This window comes from Neobacillus sp. WH10 (genome assembly GCF_030123405.1).
In the GTDB taxonomy this organism is placed as follows: Bacteria; Bacillota; Bacilli; order Bacillales; family Cytobacillaceae; genus Neobacillus.
The window spans coordinates 4,739,633-4,760,781 of sequence record NZ_CP126110.1 but is presented as its reverse complement, the minus strand read 5'-3'; the positions used below and the strand labels follow the sequence as shown (position 1 = coordinate 4,760,781).

Annotated in this window: 9 protein-coding genes; 1 reads left to right on the top strand and 8 read right to left on the bottom strand. The window is 41.7% G+C overall.

The window, feature by feature from the left end:
- Nucleotides 1-167 precede the first annotated feature (167 nt).
- On the top strand, nt 168-4,613 hold the full coding sequence (locus QNH20_RS23145) for an Ig-like domain-containing protein (protein ID WP_283920284.1): 4,446 nt from the start codon (nt 168-170) through the stop codon (nt 4,611-4,613).
- 214 nt (nt 4,614-4,827) lie between these two features.
- On the opposite strand, the gene QNH20_RS23140 is transcribed toward QNH20_RS23145, so the two are convergent.
- From QNH20_RS23140 to QNH20_RS23105, 8 genes are all read right to left on the bottom strand, one after another.
- A complete protein-coding gene (locus tag QNH20_RS23140; RefSeq protein WP_283920283.1) occupies nt 4,828-6,606 on the bottom strand; it encodes a vWA domain-containing protein in 1,779 nt (592 codons plus the stop codon).
- Between the two features lie 224 nt (nt 6,607-6,830).
- Nucleotides 6,831-9,653: a GAP1-N2 domain-containing protein gene (locus tag QNH20_RS23135; protein WP_283920282.1), complete on the bottom strand. Its 2,823-nt coding sequence runs from the start codon at nt 9,651-9,653 to the stop codon at nt 6,831-6,833.
- Nucleotides 9,650-10,918 (bottom strand): TRAFAC clade GTPase domain-containing protein, encoded by a 1,269-nt coding sequence (locus QNH20_RS23130; protein ID WP_283920281.1) that lies wholly within the window; start codon nt 10,916-10,918, stop codon nt 9,650-9,652. The genes QNH20_RS23135 and QNH20_RS23130 overlap by 4 nt, the downstream gene beginning before the upstream one ends.
- An 11-nt stretch (nt 10,919-10,929) precedes the next feature.
- The gene (locus tag QNH20_RS23125) at nt 10,930-11,568 is read right to left on the bottom strand and encodes a beta-mannanase (RefSeq protein WP_283920280.1); all 639 of its coding nucleotides are present in this window, start codon (nt 11,566-11,568) and stop codon (nt 10,930-10,932) included.
- Nucleotides 11,569-11,699: 131 nt separating this feature from the next.
- Nucleotides 11,700-12,977: a VWA domain-containing protein gene (locus QNH20_RS23120; RefSeq protein ID WP_283920279.1), complete on the bottom strand. Its 1,278-nt coding sequence runs from the start codon at nt 12,975-12,977 to the stop codon at nt 11,700-11,702.
- Nucleotides 12,978-13,026: 49 nt separating this feature from the next.
- On the bottom strand, nt 13,027-15,381 hold the full coding sequence (locus QNH20_RS23115) for a hypothetical protein (protein WP_283920278.1): 2,355 nt from the start codon (nt 15,379-15,381) through the stop codon (nt 13,027-13,029).
- A gap of 421 nt (nt 15,382-15,802) precedes the next feature.
- Nucleotides 15,803-19,195 carry a tubulin-like doman-containing protein gene (locus QNH20_RS23110; protein WP_283920277.1) on the bottom strand — a complete coding sequence of 1,131 codons (3,393 nt, stop codon included), beginning with the start codon at nt 19,193-19,195 and terminating at the stop codon, nt 15,803-15,805.
- 125 nt (nt 19,196-19,320) lie between these two features.
- The gene (locus QNH20_RS23105; RefSeq protein ID WP_283920276.1) at nt 19,321-21,096 is read right to left on the bottom strand and encodes a VWA domain-containing protein; all 1,776 of its coding nucleotides are present in this window, start codon (nt 21,094-21,096) and stop codon (nt 19,321-19,323) included.
- Nucleotides 21,097-21,149 lie beyond the last annotated feature (53 nt).

Sequence of the window (21,149 nt, the reverse complement as noted above, 5' to 3'; positions counted from 1 at the left end):
AGTGAAACTTCACTTAGTAGGTTTTTTTTACATCTACCACTGAGTGTTAGTTGAACCAATCGGGCTTTTACGGGCAGTTGAAATTCCCCACTTATCCTTTTAGTTCATTCTAAGTCTTGAAGTGGGGCGTACTGCCCGTTAATGCGGGATAAAAGGAGATTTATAGGATGGGAGAACTGATCAATAAAAGCTATAAGCATAATAAATTCTTGGTATGGACTAGCTTTACCATCATCATGCTAATCTTTGTCCTTATTTTTACGAACCATGTATTATCACAAAACGAGACGAGCAGAAATATCAAATTTAACGGCATAACTTGGGATATCGATAAAGACGCTAAGCCGGAATGGTTTACAAACCAAATGGACGTTATTACTTTTACAGTCGACTTGAAAGAAGATTATCAAAACTATCTTAGCTCCCTCAAAAAGCCCGATGAAGAGGGAACGACTAACCCAGCTCCTGCGCCTGTTGATGTAAAGCAGCCATTTACCCTTAAGGCATCATACGATGGAAAAGAGGCAAATACCATTAAGGTCAGCAAAATTCTCGATGAAGCGTCTGTTTTTAATGGTGAATATAAAGTTGAGGTTTCTTTGCCCTCCAAAAGTGATAGTCAGTTAAACGTTACCGTTGATTTTGCTGAAAATACATGGGGGTTCACAGCCAATCCGGCAACATTCAGTATCGAAAGAGATACTATCAAGCCGAAGCTGACCCTTTCAGGGACAAAAAAATCAATCTATACAGAAAAGGATGACCAGGTTGTTTTAAATCTCACAGTGGAGGAAAAGAATTTTAACCATGATGATGTATCTGTCCTCGTTGTTCTCGACGAAGAGGAGCAAGGGAAACCAGCTGAGATAAAATGGGATGTTGAAAACAATCGATTGGGCAGTGTAGAGTTTCCTCAGTCCGGTAAATACGATGTAACGGCATTCCTTCGTGATCGAGCGGGGAATGAAAGCGACAAGGAAAAGGTTTCTTTCACCATCAATAAAGGCGAACCGAAAATGTCCGGCATCGATCCAGACGCTTTCTATCACGATGATGTGACTATTAAGTTTGAAGATGACGGACAGATTACCAAGGCCACAGCAAACCTGGTAAGAACACATAATGGGGAAAGGTTTAATCATATAGTTGATTTTACCCCAAACCGATTTGGTATTTTTAAACGAATTGCCTACCTTTCGCTGACCGAGGAAGGGCATTACGAAGGAACGGCAACCATTACCGATAACCAAGGGAGCGAATTCACCTATCCTTTGTCCTTTACAATTGATAAAAGTGCACCGATCATTGCTGTTGTAGGTGTCGAAAATAATCAGAAATATAAAGAAAAGAAAACAGTTGACATCAGCATTACAGAAGACCAGCAATTAAACGCAAATGCAACTGAAATGACGATGACCAAAAAATCAATCGGCGGAAAAACGGAAACCATCTCATTGACGCCAAACTTTTCAGCCGACAACAAAGTGGCATCATTAAAGCAAGAGTTCGAGGATGGCATTTATGAATTGACGATTGCGACAAGCGACATTGCCGGCAATAAGGCCAATCAAAAGGTTCAATTCATTATCGATAGCCAAAAGCCGGAGCTCGAAGTCTCAGTAGGCGGAAAAGCTGCAAAGGATCAGCAGTATTATGATAATGGAAGTTTTTCTGTAAAGGCTGCGGATTTGACATTGGATTTAACTAAAACTGTGCTCACATTAAATCAAAAAAATACGGCATTGACATTGGATGAATCACGGACCATTGCCACTTTGAAGCAGGATACAACCTTAGTTGACGGGAATTATGAACTTTCTTTCAGCACCATTGACGGGTTGGAACAAAGCCAATTCATCGGGCCTCTCACCTTTGTCGTTGACACAAAGGCTCCGGAAGTGTCGCTAACTGGGATTGATCCCGCTGCTTTTGTAAAAAATGGCACGGTAACCATCGAGGTTAAGGAAAAAAATTATCAATCCAATCTTGTCAGTTATAAGGTAGAAAAACGGGATGGGGATGGCCAGTTTACCGCTTACCCCGATGATCGTTTTGCACCATGGGAAAATACCGGGGAAACCTCGACATTAGCGCTGCCATTTGGAAATAGTGAACAAGTTGATAGCAGCTATGACGGGGAATACCGGGTCACGGTAACGGCCAAGGATGCGGCCGGGCATGAAACGGTGAAAACTATAGAATTTACGATTGATGCCACTGCACCGGTAGTAGATACCGACTTAAGTGCCGACTTTAATGGAAGCCATTTTGGTAAAAAGGGGACAGTGTCCATTGTTATCAAAAATGAAAGGCAGACAAATTTTGATACAAACGATGTCGCTATCGATGTCAGAAGGAAAAACGGTGAAGTCTATGTACCGGTCGATTTTGTGACGGGAACATGGACACAGAGTCCGGTAAGCTCCGTCTATACCGTCGTTTTTGCCCAGGAAGATGAACAAAGTGAAGGTGATTATCAAATTATCATTGATGCCAAGGATAAGGCGGGAAATGTGGCGGAGCAAAAATCCATTATGTTTACGATTGACCATACTATTCCTGCCGTAAGCATTGACCCGGTTTTCACTGATAAGCGTTATTTTAATAAGAATACGGACTTTCAGTTTAAAATCTCTGATACAAACCTTCAGTTAACGGGCAATGAATTATCCGTATTGAAGGATGGAGCTATTTTTTCAAAAGTCAGTCAGCTGAAATTGCTGGCTGGGACCAACGACACTGGTGTAGGTGCTTATGCATTTACTGAGGATGGGGATTATTCGGTTACGCTAGCATCCATCGATAAAGCTGGTAATGAAGGTGTACGAGAAAAACGGGAGTTCATCATTGACCAAACTCCACCGCATTTAACGATAACTGGCGTTGATACAAGCGCAGGCAATTACCACTATTACCCTGAGGCGAAACAAGTGTCCGTTGTTGTTGAGGATCGGAATTTTGCGGCAAGGGATATTGAGCTTGAGGTAACAAAGGATGGTAAAGACATTTCGTTTGGTGAGTGGAAGAAGGTTTATGAGGAAACAAAGGTTGATCCATCACTTTTAGTAAAATCACATGTTACGAAAGCCTTGGCAGAGGATGGAAAATATACGATTTCTCTAGGGTTGACGGATAAAGCCGGGAACCGTTCAGCGATTCCGCAGTTTGGCTTTACGATTGACCAAACAAAGCCTTTCATTGATATTCAGGGTGTTGAAAATAATGCGTTTTATAATACCGATAAGCAAGTGGATGTGACTATCAAGGATAAGAACCTAAAGTTGAACACAATTAAGGTGACAAGTGATGGCAGCAGCTATAATGTCGGCAGTTTTCACGTTAGCGGTGAAACAGCCGCGTTCAGCCATACCTTTAGCAAGGAAGGTACGTATGAAATTGTTGTCGAAGCGGTTGACCAAGCAGGCAATAGCTTTAGCCGCAGGGTGACCTTTACGATTGATAAAACAAAGCCTGTGATTACACCTAAATTCAAGGGTGAAAATCGTGTGATCCAAAGTGGGGAGTTTATTAATAAAATTTTCACGCCGCAATTTGTGTTGGATCAGCCAGAGGATATGATCACATCAGTTTCCCTAAATGGAGGGGCGGACATTAAGAGTCATATTCCGATCGCGGCCACCGAAATGGAATACCGCTATCATGTGGCTGCTAAAGATAAAGCCGGAAACGAAGCAACGTTAGATATTAGCTTCATTTTAGATACGACAAGACCGAAATTAACTATTTCAGGGGTCGGGGATAGCTTTTTTAATAAGAATGTCACGCCAATAGTAAAGTATGATGATCTTCATTTAGATAAGGACAATTCAACGGTTACCCTTAATGGCAAGTCATTTGAGAGTGGTCAGAAGCTTGAGGACGAAAGGGATTATGTGTTAAAAGCAAACATTATCGATAAGGCGAAAAATGTGAGTGCGCAAACCGTTGTCTTTACGATTGATAAAACAGCGCCGGACATTAGCTTTATTAGTTTTAAGGAGCCTATTAACAACAAGTATTTTAATAAGAACATCCTCCCGGATCTTCTTATTAAAGACATGAGTGAATATGATATTATTTCCCTGACTTTAGATGGTGAGCCCTATACAATGGGTACACCAATTGAAACAGAAGGGAAGCATGTCCTTTTCTTAGAGGTCAAGGATAAGGCTGGGAATATTAGACAGATGAGTGTCGAATTTATTATTGATAAGACCGAGCCGACGGTCGTGTACGAGGGTGTTAAGAAAAACAAGAAGTACTACGAAGCGGTGACAGTCGGAATCCGTCTTGAGCATCCGGAGGATACGATTAAATCGATCACCGTTAATGGAGAGCCATTTACTGGTGATTCCATGACAAAAGACGGTGTCCAGCTCATTAAAACAACGTTGAAAGAAATCAAACAATATAAAATCGAAGTAGTCGCAGCCGATAAGGCCGGGAATGAGATTACCTCAACGATGCCATTCGAAATCGCGGAAAAGAGTGCACTCGTTAAAATCTATGAAAACAAACCACTCTTCGCAGGTACCATCGCAGCCGGACTACTCCTCCTAACAGCAGGCGGAGCCGTCATCATCAGAAGAAGAAAGGTTGAAGAAGACAAATAGGGTGTCAGTCACCGTTTGCAAGCCACTGTTTGAAAGTTACTATTTGCATTGTGATAACGGTAAAATAGGTGTCAGGCACCGTTCGTGGACAGTGTCTTCCTGGGGCGGACACTGCCTCGGCCGAGAATGAAGTGTAATAAAAAGCGATGAATTTCTATTTTTAAAAGGATAGAAATTCATCGCTTTTGTTTTGTTTAGGAATGGTGATTTTCCGCTAACTAACATTTGCAATGTAAATTGATTTATTTAATTCTTCTAATCTCATACACAGTTTGTCATTTCGTCTCAGTCGGTGTCCGGTTTCTGCATCAATCGTGACACCTCCCATTTCGATTTGGACGTCTGATTTATTAATAAACAGTAATGTATTATCTGTAATTGGAACGAAGGTGACTTGATCGGTCTCTTTGAATTCCGGGTCAAGCAAGAATAGCTCGTTCAGACAGAATTCTCCCTTATATGCTTTTAATTTCTTAATCTTTGGATCCGTCCATTCACCTGTCACATCATCCTTAATTTCAACGACAATCTGACCACTAAACCCAATGCTTTCTCTCTTTCTCTTTGCTTTAATGGAAAAGATCGGCGCTGCGATAAGAAAAGCTCCAGCTGCAGCAATCATAATATAAAGCCACGGGAGATGCTGCCATTTCTTTGTCCCATTCGGGCTCACCTCAGCTGCAACAGGTTCAGCTGTGGCATTTAGGATAGTGAGCTTCTGCGGCTGGGTTTCCCTGAAAAAGCTGTCACTTTCCGCTTTCACCATTATTTCAACGTTTTCATAATCTCCTAGAGTGAACTGACCGGCAAATCCTTTATCGCTTGCATTTAATGGGATTTCCTCAGACTTTCCTGTATCCAAATTCTTGACAAAAAGAGTCGCTTTCAGTGTTTGGTAAATGTCTTTGTTGGTAATTTTCTTCCCGTTGTCTTCAAAGAAGGAGGAAATCTTGACCTGATCGCCTGCTTTAAATTCCTTTGTAAGCGGGGCAAGTTTTAATTGTAAATCATTATTAAAGACAAGATTGATATCCACTTTATCTTCTGGAAATCCCTTGACCTTAAGTGTCCAATCTCCTTGTGGGGGAGAAATTATTTTTAGCATGGAGTAATTTTTCGATTTTGTCAGCTTAATTTTATCTGATGGAATGGCCTGATCCTTGCCGGACGGGTCAACTAATTTCAATTCTACTGGCTTGCTTGAAACAAGAGAAATGTTTGCTTCTAATACATTTTCATTCGGGATCGTGATTTTTATATCTTGGAATTCATTTTTTGCAACAACATCTTTGATTGGGACGACCTTTAATTTCAAATGATCGGCAAAAATCTCACTTAAGATTCCTGGAAGATCATTTGCATTACTTGTTTCGAAAAATTTTCCGTTCGTGCTTGTGGCAATCGATTGGAGTAAATCCTTGTTCAGCTTGCCATCGGCGTTTAAACCAATGACATAAATAGGGTAACCCTTTGTTTTAGCATCAGCCACTGCTTGGGCAGTTTGCTCATCGGCTTGCTTGGCGGTTTTGCCCTTTGTCTTGTCTGGATCATTATTACCATCTGCAAGTAGGACGATTAACGGAAAATATTCTTTTTCATGGCTGGCATCTAAGAATTTTACCGCTTCTGTTAGTCCAACAGACATGTCAGTATTCGGATTATATCCTAATGAATCAATAAAATCCTTTATCGCCTGTTTATCCTTCTCTGATTGGATTTTGACGATGTCTTTTTTTGCAGTTACATCATTCCCATAGGCAACTACACCGATCTTATCCCCCTTTAGAGATGACATATCGACAAACATCTTCATCGCTTCATTACTGATTTTGTTCGGGTCACTGGAAAGCATCGACCGGCTGACATCAACGACCATAACACCCTCTATTCTAGAAGCAGCATAATCAGGACCCTCCGCGCGTACATTAAAGGTTCCTATTATACCAAAAATAAAAGCTGCTGCTACAAAACTACTAATCCATTTTTTTAACATTTATATACACCCCCACTGCCATTAAGCTTCTAAATGATAATTTCGCTTTAAAATAACATTTTGTTCGTTATATAATATCATTTTACCATCTAAACCATAGATAACTTAACTATTAATGACCAAAATATATAGAATTATTTATCGACATTTTTTGCCGTCTTTTTGCAGAGAGTGTAGAAGGCAAAAAAATAGAGCATCCCGTAAGGAAGGCTCTCGATGACAAATTAATTATTTTGCTTAACAAAATTTTGACTCTCGGTTGAATATTGGTAAACCTCGTAGTCTGGAAAAATGAGTTTATTCCCGTCTAACTGTACGGTTGAACGTCCTTTCTTTTCTAAAATAGGATGTAGGGGATTCGATTTAAGTTTCAACGAATAAACCCAAACATAAGAATCCGATATACTGTTGCTTGCGACGATTACGACTTCAGGTATGTCATCCCCGGTAAAATCATGTTCGATTCCATAGAGTGAGACCCCATCATTTAGCAGCTCATTTTGATCAAAGAGGCGTTGGGTATCTGAATCAGTTGTTAAATTCAAAGGCCATTGTCCGCCCTCGTTATCAGTCAAAAGGGTGCTGTTGCTACCATCAGGTTGGGCTTTTCCAATAATATTTTTTACTTGCTTGCCGTCAAGATGTAAAGAAAAGGATTTACCGTCAACATCCATAGTTGCTTTATGAAACAAATCAAGCGAAATGGGGGTGCCGGTAAGTTTATCTTTTTGTTCTTTCTCAGAATTATTTTTACTAGACACAGCCGTTTTGGATGCTTTCGGTACAGAGCTGTCAGTACCAAAAAAACTGTCCAACATCCACCATGCCCCACCGCCAACAATGACTAAGGCCATTAACAGCTTCAGTCCATTCTTTTTAAGGAATTTGACCACAGGGCTGGCAGCTTCTGTTTCCACTTCCTTCAGTAACTGTTTAAGACTGTAGTTTTTGATTAATTGTAGTTCCTTCCGAAGCGTTTTATTTTTCCAAAGCGATTTTGGATGACTAATGAAGTATTTTCGTAATGCCCTCCTGTAGCCAAAGTCAATGTCTACGAGGCGAGCGTTTCCTCTAACAAAGGACAGCAGCGTTTTGTCATCACTGTGCTTGATTAAGTAATCCAATACACCCTGATAATCAACACCATCAAACTCTGTTTCAAAGGCGATGAACAGTAATTGAAATTGTTCCGGAGACGGATGGTCTCTTAATATTCGTTGCAGAATCCCTCTAAGCTGTTCGCGGGCTGCAACAGTTAATGGCTTTAAGCTGAAGTTTTCATCTTGTGAAGGGATATTGATTAGCTGGTATAGGGTATTGGTGATCAGATAATTTTCCTTTACCTTCACATCTTTTAAATCTCTTACGTTAAGTTCCTTTGTAAAAATCTTTCCGAATGCTTTGATATCCGGTAACGTGAGATCCTGCAAACGAATTGAACGTAATAAGGCAAGCTTTGTATGTGACAGTATATCCTGTTTAAACTCGCCAAAGTCGGCGTTTTGCAGGTCAACGATATAACTCTCCACTGCCTGTACGGCTTTGAAAGGGTCACTATCGGTGCTGATAGCAGTAGCAATCCTATTTCTGACATTCGATTTAAACTTTTCAATGCCAAATAGATAAGGTGTTCCCACCATTGTTTTTAATTCATTTAGGATGTCCTCCAGAGGAAAGAGGTGTTTAAATCGTTCATTAAGATACAGCTCAAGAAGGCTTCCATAATCTTGATGCTCGTTCATAAACATGACGAGTGCCTCATGGGTAGGCATGTCCTGTTCAATTACTTTCCATAACTGATGGAAATGCGAGTCATGTTGATAATACGTAAGTGTTTCAAGAATAAAGAAAAGTGCCTCATCAGACCTCACAATGGCATTAATGGAAACCACAGCATTAAGATAATCGAGGGCTGGAGCCTTGTCTGGGGCGATTTTTTCCTCTTTCAATAGTGTCAAGAACAGCCCCTTCAAATCCGGCTTTTCGTTACTATTAATCTGTAAAAACTTCATCAGACTATGTAAAAAGCCAGCTTTATTTTTTGCATATAAAGAGAAATCGTTATAACGTACAGTCAGATATATGTCGGTCAACTGGTAATAGCTCGCTAATTCCAGTTTTGTTGATTCAGGTAAACCAGCCAGGGCCATTTCAGCAAACTCAAAAAAATCATCCATCCGCTTTGAATGAGTGAAATGGTGTAAGGCCAACTCCAAATACTCATGCTGCTGGTCAGATAGATCCACCCCAGATATTCTGTTATTCGCAAAATCAAAAATAAATTGTTTTTCGATGGCACGATCTCTAGTATTTAATGTTCCCGGCTCAAAAAACATGACATGGATATAATTTTTTGTTTCTGGTTCACTTGTAAAGGTCATTGCCCCTAGTTTCCTGCGGTGGGAATATGGTAGATAAAGAAAAATCAACTCCAGCAGCTGCATGGCATATTTCGAATAATCTTGAAGCGGTGCATTTAGCGAGATGAAGATCTTTTTTTTACCGGCTATCGAGGACATGACCGCAAATAAAAGCTGTTTAAAATTTATCTCCGTAATGCCTAACGCCCCTAGCAAGTTACTTTTTACAGAAAGAACTTCCCTAGCTTCATACCCAACAATCTCTCGCTCTGTCAGAACTTTCCCATGCGCCATATCATAGGAAGTTTGAAAGTCATTTATTTGAAACAGCTTCTCCGGCTGCTTAATCCATTTTTCCTTTAGCGCTTTTGGAATAATGTAGTTGTGCATAAAATACGTACTCCGAGTACCAGTAAAATCAGCGGGCACAAACACGGCCTGACCGATAACGAGATCACCAGTTTCCGGCTGAAACATTGTTACGGCCTCAGGGTAGAGTGCGGTATCCTTTTCGCTGCGTTCTGCTAAGGTTTTAGGAGAATGATAAATACAGAACGGATGCAAGTATTTTTTTACAAAGGCTTGATCGAGGCCTTCAGATATTGCAATCGTGTCATACCCGTCGGTGGCGTGAAAAATTCCGCCACGTTCTCGAGTATACATCTGCTGTTGAATTTTTCCGCTCACTGACCATTTCTCCCTTCTATATACCCCAGCTTATAAAGAAGCCAAATAAACGGTTCATCCACTCGGACGGGACTAATAATGCCGCTGACCTGTTGATCGACCGGATTACTTCCAAGGGCGGACACTGCGAAATAGGAGGTATCTTTAAAGTAAACATCAAGGGCATTGACAAATGGAGTATCTACTTTTGCTAGAAATCTCTTCATTTCCCCGTTAATATTTTCATATTCAGCTAAATTGAGGCAGCCGCGATGTATGACATTATGGAAGACATTGCTGTTGGTGCCGATGTATTCCCCATCATCATGCTTTAAGGAATGTAGGAGATCACTTTTCGTCAACACTACCGCAGTCGGGATATCGGTTTTACTATTTTCAAGATGGGCAATAAAATCACCGAACAGTGAAATCACTACCTCACGCGGCTCATCACCCTGGCCAACAATTTTACCAGGGTTTTCACCCATTTGGTGGATCAGTTTTTCACGTATCGCGCGGATTTGCATTGGGTCGACCAAGAACAGAATGCCTGCGGAATTTTTGATATGGGCGGCATGAAGCTTAAGGTATTCTTTATCGGTCATTCCTTCACCGGCAACATCGAAAAAAACAAGTGTGAGCGGCGCCTGGTCTTCGTCTTTAAAGATAAACTGAAAAATAAACGGCTCCTGCCGATTCGTTTTTTCGGTTGATTGTAAAAGAGTCCCATTTTCAAAAAGGGGAATTTCATAGTTTATCCGAAATCTTTTACTAATCTCATTATCCAGCGGGATACAGGCGGCATCAAAATTGTTAGCGGTCACATGCTGAAGCGTATGAATCAGAGACGTCATATAAACCGATTTTCCAACCGAGGTGGCGCCAACAATAGAAACGATGTTACTTGGGTGCCTGCCGGCTGTTACCGGAAGATCGTTATGACAAACAGGGCACAGACGAATTCGCGTCACGACCGCGTATTTATCGGATACACCCATCAGAATGCGGTCAGAGTAAATCTTGTTTTCATCGGGAATCATCGAAGGATCAATGATGGCCTCGAGCTCATCAATTGGAGCTAGCCCGAATTTTCCCCGGTAGCTGTTCAATAATTCGTCTTCCTGGAGCGCTAAAGCCTCATCATCATCGCGGTGGTGGGCGGCACGGAAGACGACATCTTCATGATGAAATTTTGAAAAACAGTACGGGCAGACAATATCGTAAAATGGTAATCGTTCTTTGGCAGGTTGTTTTTTTTCAAACATTCGTTTTAATAATGCGAACATGTAATGGCCCCCTAATCAGGTATCAGCTCGTAATGCTGTGCTGATTTCTTTCCATTGTTAAAAAAGATGCGAATAAACTCATTTTTATCGATTTCAATTTCCGGCGGCACGGTTTTCCCAGCAGGGAAGTCCCGGATAAACGGATAGACGGTTCCATCCTCAAGAGAAATCGGGACACCGTCGCTTTTTTTTACATAGACGAGTAGTTCTTTTTCGATTGGAAACTCGGTCATGATCGCCATCTTTACTTTTTTGCGAGATTGAAAGAGTTTATTTTTATAAGCAATAGAAAAATAAATCTTCGCCCTCGAGCCTGTGATATAAATGAGATTTTTTTCATTTTCCTGCATAAAAACAATAAGCTTTCCTTCCCGTTTTTGGCAGGGTAGGATACGATAGGCAGTGCGGCCGATGGTATCTAATCTGCCGACATACCCTTGGTTGACTTTATATTCCTCGCGAGTGTAGAGTTTTAGTTCACACTCATCGATTTCGCTGATGGGCTTTACGCTATCAGCAGAGGTCTTATAAATGTACACAAAGTCAATTTCTTTTGGCCAGAACCAGCTTAAATGAACCACTGAGTCTTGCAGAGTCTTTTTTACATCCTTTATTTCATGATTAGGGGAAGAAATGGGTTCCCAGTTCACCAATAATCACCCTCAATCTTTATTAGCTAATAGGAAAAGTATAAATTTTTCAAATTTATACTTTCCTAACGCATAAGTGCAGCTACGCCTCTGTCTTCGCCCTTAGGGGCCCGCCAATCTGCGAGTTTTCTTTAAAATCCTTTACTAAATCGATCCCGTTTAGAAGGCGTACCTGTTACGGAAAAATCAGCTCCAGAGGCGGGCCGTCTAGTCATGCCTGAAAACTTTTCGCGAATCGGAATGATCATCGTTCCAAGACCGGTAAGTGCCGTTAACAAGATATCAGCAATAACGCGGTAAGAAAAACCCGACATGATTGAGAAGTTTTGTAAACCGGCTTCAAGCACAATTCCTGCTAATAAACCTGAAATCAGCCCGGTAAGTGTGTAGCTTTTAGCCAAGTAACGGTTGTCGAAGAGAATCCCAAGACCTAAACCAAATAATCCGCCGATAATGGTAAACAAGACAACACGCAGAATGGCAAGATACAGGCTGTTTTTGAACAATCCATGCCTTTCCGTCATCAGCAGCCGGTCCTGATTTTCTAAGTAAATTTTTTCAAACACATTCGTTAAATCATTTGCTTTTTTGACATCATGGAAGGACCCTCCCGTCCGGGATGCAATCGATTTGAGGAGCTGTGCGCCGCTTCTGTCAATTTTGCTCATCCCAATGGTATTAACGATAATTCCCTTGTCTTGATAGGGACGGACAACCTTAGTAAGGTCAATCTCACTATAGCCATCTGAGAACAGAATGACCATTGGTTTACGGCCAGGATTGTGGTTGTCTTCGATCTCCTTTAAAGCAGTGTCTAAGGCACCGGCAATATCAGTTTTTCCTCCATATTCCAAGCCTTTGATTTGCTCGTGGGCATCCAAAGTCTCATTTTTATCGCTGATGTTAAACATCGATTTCGTGACCGATGCATTGTCGTTAAAAGTAATGACAGAGGCCCGGTGGCTGGGCTTCATATTGTTAATAAGTTTTTCGGCTGCCTTCAGGCTTTCACGTTTCGGGTCCGTTTTATTCATGCTGTCGGAAATATCCATGACCATGACAATATCATCCGGCGGTTTGACAGTTGAAAAATTAAGAGAATAAATGTATTGAAAAATTAGACCGGCAGCAAACAGCATGACGAGAGTGGAAGGAAGTAGCACCTTCCATGATAGACCAGAATATTCCAAGCGCCAGCTGCGACCATTAATAATCGGCCTAATAAGCTCGGAAATTAAACAGAAGAGACCGGCAATAAAGGCCAATTGCGCAAAATAGGCACCAATTAACAGGATATTGGGCCAAACACCATAATAGGACTCGATCAACCATTCGCCAATAACAGCGCCGATGAACCCTGCAATAATACTAAAAACAAAAAAGAGAAAGCTAAATTTACGGACAGGCATGTTCAATGCTCCTTACAAGTTTAAAGTTAGCGGCGCAGTCCATTTATTGCTAAACGGAAGCTTCTGCTTTATTGGCGTGTAATTCAAAGCCATTTTCGACGTAAGCTTTGTAATACTTTTCGCCATTTCGATAGTACATTAGGTCCTTTAGCCGGAATCCTCCCATAAGGGCGAGCTTCTCAATGCCGCTTGATTTCTTTTCATGTGCACAGCCAACTTTACATTGTCTTGTTTCATGTTCTTTTTCTAAGGCAAACTGCATGAACTGACTGTAGAAATCACCAAAGAAGTATTTTTCTTCAAAGCGATGCTCCTGCGTATAATTAAACACCTCAATATGAACGGAGGAGGTTTCATTTAGGCGAAGATAAAGTTGCTTGAACAAATCTTCTTTTGAGAGAATCTCCCGGTTTTCATAGCGTGTCATGACATTTGCTCGTTCTAGCAGCTCATCCTCAAAACTGCGGTGGAACTCCTCCTGGGTCAGCACCTCGCGATTGCAAACAAGCAGTATTCTTTCAAGAAGGGGCTTGGGCTTCCCGTTTTCCAGCAAAGAAAGCAAGTTTCCAAAAAATCGCTCGTCTGAAAAGAAGTAGGGACCCCATTTTTCCTTTAGCTTTGCTGTGATCATGCCGATCATGTCGGCATAATATTCTGCAATATTTTTATCCAATACATCATCGGAATCATAGAGACTTTCAGCTGCCACTTGTTTCAGGCAGGATTCTACCTGGTCGATCAGCTCCATTTTCGATTGTAAATATTGGTGATGTTCCTCTAGCACCGCACGATATTGCTTCAAAATGGCCTGCTTTACCTCAAGCTTCATGATTTCGTACCTGGTACCATAAACTGTCTCGAAAAAGTAGTGTACAAAGCTGTTTAGGTTTTTCTTATCTGAAAAAGGAAGGTAGCTCTTTTTAAAATCACACTGGTCAACCATTTGCTGATAGTACTGCTGCAGAAGCGCTTCTTTTTCTAATCGTTCATTTTTCGTATCGCGCTCTAGTCTATCAATTTCATTTATCACACTAATTTCAGCCCCAGGTGTGTCGGAGGTCCATAAATAAGCGCAATATAATCCGTATTGTTCGTTATTTAATACATTTTCAAAGAAGCAGCGTTCTATTTGGGCTCTCAGGTCCAACCTTTGCAAATGCTCGCGGACAGGCTCTTCCAAATTGGTATAAAAGAAACACTCCGTTCCGCCTTCATATAAATACTCTTCGGCTTCTCTTAAAGACATTCTTTTTACCATTTGATACGAATTCGAGGCCCCGATTAATCCAGTCATATCCATGATTTTTTCGACCGGTGGAAGGCATTCATGAAAATATTTTTGAAAGGATGCTTCTGACAGCTCGAATAAGCTGAGCACTTTTTCTCGCTTTTCCGTTCCCGCAGCTTTTAACGATAACAACAGCTCATGAAAAAAATGGCTGGCAGCATGAAGGGCAATCGCTTTATTGGGTCGGGTTACCTTTGAAAAGCCTGCCGAAGCATAAACGGGTTCCTGTGAATTTCCTTTGATGCCCCTTTTAAAGTCCTGATGATTGTAGCTGTCCATTTTTTCATGATAGTCGGTGATCATCTTTCGATTTTTTAACAGATTTAGATTGCTTATGATTTCGTAATTTTGCTGCATGGCATTACTGGAAATCAAGCCATCTTCATTTTTATCGCTTAAAAAATACACCAAATCAAACAGTGGGGAAGGAGGGTGACTCACATTAAGCCGCAGGTGATCCTCTGTCAGCTGGAGATCCTTTTCAAAGGTGTATTCATCGTTTTGATAGTGATCTAGTTCTTTTAAAAAACTAATCCCGAGTGAGGTGGAGAGGGCAAAATTCTCGCCGTCCTGTTTTTCCTTCAGCAACCCGTATAAATCTACTTCGACCAAGCGAAACGACTCTTGAAGGATACTTTTTAACAGCAATGTGAATTCTTGAATGAGGATATTTGCTGGATCATCAATTGCCGTCACTAGACAAAGGTTTACTTTTTTTAGCGAAGAATATTCCTTCCCGTATTCAGCAATTTTTGACGAAAGTATACGAAATGCCTTATTTAGTTCAATTAGCTTTTTTTTCTCGCTATAAAAGGCTTCGTACATGCCCTTTCGCTTATACTTGCGGTCAAGTTCATTTCCCGGAAGCTGGAAGGACAGTACGTTTTCGCACGTAATCGTGTCAGTTTGATACGCGTGAAAGTATATGACGCCGGAACTGTTCAGCCATTTTTCCTCATTTATGGCCATAATCGCTTTTAGTGCATCCTTCATAAGGTCACCTAGAAATAAAAAGACAATCGGATGATTGACACTGCGCTGTTCATTTTCGGAAAGGCTGATTTTTTCCAATTGGATTGAAAATGTGTTGGCATACTTTTGTAAAAGTTCTCTCAAAGCTGATTCCCCCTATTGATTCTCCATAGCCGGTCAGGATAAGAGGCGGGCCACATGCATTAGTTTGCGTGTGGCCATATTTTTACACGTTAAGAAAGTATGAATTGGCAGCGAGGAAGAGTACTCGACGTAGTTGCCAATTCTAAGAAATAAGTATAAGTGCAACTACGCCTCTGTCTTCGCCTAAAAGGCTCGCCAGTCGGCGAGTTTTCTTTAAGCGTTTAGATTTGGACTGTGTGTGATGATTTGATCTATCTCGTTAGTATTTACTTAATAATTCGGTTATCCGCCAATTGTAGATCGCTGTCTGCCAATTGGATACGTCTATCCACAAATTTAAAGGATTATCAGCTCATTGGCTGCTCTATCCACCAATTGGAAGAGGTTATCCGCTTATTGGCGACACACTAATGTCGTTTCCTTATGATTTTAACTGCCGCAGCATCTCCTGTACCTTGATCATCAGCTCTTTGTAAAAACCGTATAAATCCTCGCCGTTGGCAAATTCCTTGTAGTCATAATCAAGGGCTTCCTTTTCCTTTTGATAGGCCGCGGCCATTTCCTCTAAAGCAAAAATTAGCTGCGCAGCACTTTCTTGATTAATTAACTCGATGCTGCGTCGTTCCGATTTCTTTTCGAGCTGCGCCATTTGTTTTGGATTTAATGATTTAAAAGCTTGATAGATTTCAAATTCAACAAACTTCGACGTTTTCATCAGGTTCACGAACGGCTCCCATGCATCTTCCTCAATCTCTTTATCGTAAACGTAGAGGGCACCGCGCTTCTTAATAGTTCTAGTATAAATGGCCTGAATGAACTGATTCATCATCATCTCTTTATCTTTTTGCGAAGCGAGAACTTGCTCAATCTCGGTGATCCTTTCTTGAATAAAACGATATTTCCGTACCTCTAATTTCACTTTTTCAATTAGTTTAGGGGAACGGATGAAGTTTTCCTTCGCAAGGTCTACATTCGTACTGCCAAAAATATCACTCGACCCAACAATCTCCATGTTGCCGGCAAACATGTCTTTCAGCAGACGGAGCACTTGCTTCAAGCTTCCGAGACTTGCTTTTTCTATCTTCTTCGGATCTACGTCATGTGCAGCAAATAACGCCCCAATATTCACGTCTTTTGTAAAATGGCATTGGAATCTCGCACTTGTATTTTGGTCGTCATTCTTTTCTATGATATAGCCAAAACCTAGCGCTTGATCAAATAGGGCACGGACACCGGCATTGTATTGTTTGACACGTTCGTTCTCATACGTATCTCCCCAAGATTTCTCCGGAATCGGTGAAGGGAGGTAGGCCCAGTTTTCCTTCGCAGTTTGCACGAGGTGACGGCCAACACCTTCTTTTTCTAAAATTGTTTTTTCATAGGCTGTCTCATAAAGGGACAGCGGCGAGTACGCAAACAAAGGAATCCCATTCTTCGTGTTCAACCAGAAGATCCGGTTTTTTAGCTCACTTTCTTTAATCGTGAAGCGTGAATGACTTAGCGAATGGCGCTCAAAATTTTTAATTCCATTGAAAATATTCGGTGCCTTCACCGGAACAGACACAAAGCCCCATTGCGGGAAGTGAAGCTGACCGTTGCTGTTGGCAAGGTGGAATACTGGCAGGGCATCACGGTCAAGGCGTGCCGCAATCTTATCCTCAATAATCTTGTCGATGGGCAGGTCATCGCCGTATTTCAGCCGTAAAAAGTCTTCCATCGACTTCGTAATTAACTCCCCGAACTGGTCGGTTAGGAATTCGGAAACAGTGCCAACAACGTCGATATCGGTTTCCTTTACCCAATAGGTGGATTTTTCAAGGAGCATTTCCGACCATTGCTGCACCAATATTTCTCCATCCTTTGAATCAAACATTCGCTGAATTTCACGAGCGACATCGGGAACACTGACAAGGTGCCAATAATAGGTGGCATCGTGGTCGCGTTTTACCTCCTCACCATCGACGAGGATATCAGCGTTCTTTTCAAAAATTGTCTTCAGCGTCTCTAAGATTTCTTTATACACCTCATAAATCTTGTTATTCTGGTTGTTTAAAAGCTGGTATAGGTCCTCATAGAATTCGATCATTTCTTCAATTCTGGACTTTTCCGCCCGAGCAAAAAATTCATTCAGTTTGGCATCAATATAGGCATTCTTTTTGCGATCCTTTGAAATAAATGCGCTGCGGGCATCTTCTAGCTTGCTGTAGGCATATTCCTGCTCTGTAGTAATTGCTTTTGGCAGACGCTCTAAGCGGTCGCGAAGTCCTTCAACATATGCCTGCAATGTCTTTAACAAGCAGAAACCATCGTTGGAGTAAATCAAGCGTGATGCAAAGATTGGCCCTTTTTTCGGATGGAGGAATAAGCGCTCAATGTGGCGGCGGAACTCCTCCATGATTTCTCCTGGCAGCTGTTTCTTGCATTTACGGTATTGGTCCTTAGCTTTTAGTAAAAATTCACGGTCTAATTCTTCATCAAGATTGATCACGGAAGTTTTAATCACATTGTTGTAAGAGAAGCGGTCGCTGTTTTCAAAACCGGATAATGGTTCCGGCACGCGTTCATTAAAGCGCTGATGGACAGAATCCGGGTCGATACGCAATTTTTCTAAAAACTGCTCGACTTCCGTTTGATCGGGACCGGCATCAAACATCGTGTTCATTTTTTCAAACAGCTTATAGCCAATATAGGTTGTCATTTCTTCGAGTGGAATCTCTGCCATCGATGCGCCAATAATGTTGTATTGGTAGTTGGCGGCATATGGCTTTGGCATTTGGGCGATATTGGTGCGGATGTTGCTGATATAGTCGTGGATGGCAAACTCTTCGCCAGATTTCTTTTCTTCATTAGCCATAAAGTGGGTGATATTTTCAGCGGTGACATTCATGCAGTAATCGTAGGCATTCTCGAGCCATTTGCCTTCAAGGTTTGTCCCGGAGATCAAATGACAGAGATTAAACGGCGGCATAGGGGAGTTGACATCTAAGAGGCTGCCGTATTTCATTTTGAATCGTTCATTTCGTTCATCACAGTTCATCCAGTAGTCAAGTTCTTTTAGGGCTGCATATCCATTTTTCTCAATATATTCGACGGTGTGCGAGCTTAAGCCTCGTTTGGACAAATTCACATCAGGTGTGAACAGGTAACCAAGTATGCTGACTTTATCGACACCGGTTGAGCCGAATTTCCGCTCCATGATTCCGCGGGTGATATAGGCAATATCAAGGTAGCAGCCACTGCCTGTTCCGCCGGACAGCCCAGTTAAGATGAAGACATAGAGCCGTTTATTTGTCCCTTCAAGAACGGCTTCTAATTTCCGTTCAATCGTTTGAACAACTTGATTGATTTTTGTAAACAGCAGCAGTCTTCCGGCTTGACGGACTCCGGAAGCACCGCTGATGCCGTCGGTAATCAATAGTTCTGGTGACAGCCATTCCTTTATGTACGGTTCAATCGTGCTGCGATTTTGCAGCAGGCCGCCGATTTCCGGGTTGGAAAGCAGGACAAACTCTTTGTTCGGGTCAAGGCCAATGCCCTTATATTTTTTATTGCGGTCATATTCATTCGTTTCGAATGCTAAAAATTCAATGTTATTTGGCTTTTCCTTTTTCTTTTTCGATAACGGGTCCTGTGGCAGCTTGAAGCGGCGGTTGACTTGGTACTTGAGCCTGAGCAGGGCATCAATTCCAGTGCCCCCAAGGCCGATGACAAGCATCGGGTTATCAATCGTATCAACACGAATTTTCTCCGAAATGATACCCCCGCCTAACGAAACATCCAACTGCTGAATATGCTCTCTCACACTAGCTTTCATGCAAAATTCCTCCCTTGCTGTTTAAATTCTCTTACAAATAAAGACGAAAAATATCGTCGTTAGGATTCAAGTTAAGGCATCAGGCACTGCGAAGGGTGCCTGACACCCTTACTACGCTTATCAAGTTAACTTATATACTCAATGTAAATAGATTTGTTTACCTTTTTAGGAATGATTCTCAGGCGGTCGTTTCGTTTTACTACAAGCCCTTTTTTGGTGTCAATGGCTCGGCCGCCTTTTTCGATGGTACAGTCAGAGTGATTGACGATTAGCAGAGCATCACCCGAAGCGGGTTTAAATATGATTTGCTCCGTCTCTGTAAATTCCGGTGACAGCGACAAGAGCTGGTGCAGCCGAAACTTTCCTTTAAAGCCTTTTAATTTCTTGAATTGCGGGCTGATACGTTCACCTGTATTTTCATCCTTTATTTCCACGATCATTTGGCCGCTAAAGCCACGGCTCGCTTGTTTCAATTTTGAAAGCACGATGTAAGCAAGGGCTGCGAGCAGAAGGGCACCGACAACACCAGCAGCTACATAAAGCCATGGAAATGGTTTCTCGTCCTCCGCTGAACTTGGCTTTGCCGCTACAGGTGCAGCCGCCGAATTTTTCACAATAATCCTTTCCGGCTGAGTTTCACGGAAAAAGCTATTATCCTCCGCTTTCACGACAACTTCATAGCCCGTGGCTTTTCCGAGCTTGAACTGACCGGTAAACCCTTGATCATCGGCATTTAATACAATTTCCTCCGTGTTTCCCCTTTCGAGGTCTTTTACATAAGCGGTCGCTTTCATAGATTTATAGATTTCTTTATCTGTAATGGCTGTGCCGTTATCTTCAAAAATAGCTCTGACTTGAACGGTTTCACCCGCCTTGTAGCCTTGCTTGGCAAGCGGGGACAGCTTAAGCTGTAAGTCATAATTAAAAACAAGATTGATATCGATTTTATCCTGTGGCACCCCTTTGACCTTTAACGTCCAATCACCCTGTACCGGCTTCATCAGCTTAACCATCGAGTAGGTCTTTGACCGTGACAGCAGAACCTGATCGGAAGGGACCGCCAGCTCTTTACCTGAAGGATCGATGAACTTAACCTCAACCGGCTGGCTTGAAATAAGAGAAATATTCGCTTCTAACACATTTTCATTTGGTACCGGTATATTGATATCCTGAAAGTCTCCATTCCCTACTAATTGGTCCACCGGGACAATTTTCAACTTTAAATGGTTGGCAAAGATTTCACTTAGGATTCCTGGAAGCTTATCTGCTGAGGTAGCTTCAAAGAATTTTCCGTTTGTGCTCTCGGCAACATTCGTGAGCAAATCTTTATTCAGCTTGCCATTAGCGTTTAAGCCGATAGTGTAGATGGGATATCCCTTCGCCTTCGCATCAGAAACAGCTTTCTTTAAGTCGTCCTCCGCCATGGCAGCGGTCTTAGGCTTTTTCGGATCCAATTCGTTATTGCCATCAGCTAAAAGGATAATCAATGGAAAGTAATCCTGCTCATGGCTTGAGTCCAACACCTTAACAGCTTCTTTCACTCCGGTAGATAAATCGGTGTATGTGTATTTACCAACCGAGTCAATGAAATCCTTCAAATCCTGTTTATCCTGTTCCGAGCGTAATTTGACTAGTGCCTTTTCTCTCATTACCTCATCGGCGTAAGCAATGGCCCCAATTTTATCCCCGTTAAGGGATGCCATATCAATAAACATTTTCATTGCTTCACTGCTAATATTATTCGGATCGCTGCTCTTCATGGAATTACTTACATCCACGACCAGCATTCCTTCAATCCGGGAAGTGGAATGCAGTGGACTTGCAGCGCGTACACTTAAATAACTACTGTTGCAGAGTAAGAAAGTAATGACTATAAAACTACTGATCCATTTTTTTAACATCTGTGTGCAACCTCCACGAGCAGTTTCCTATTTCGCGCAAATATTACAAAAAA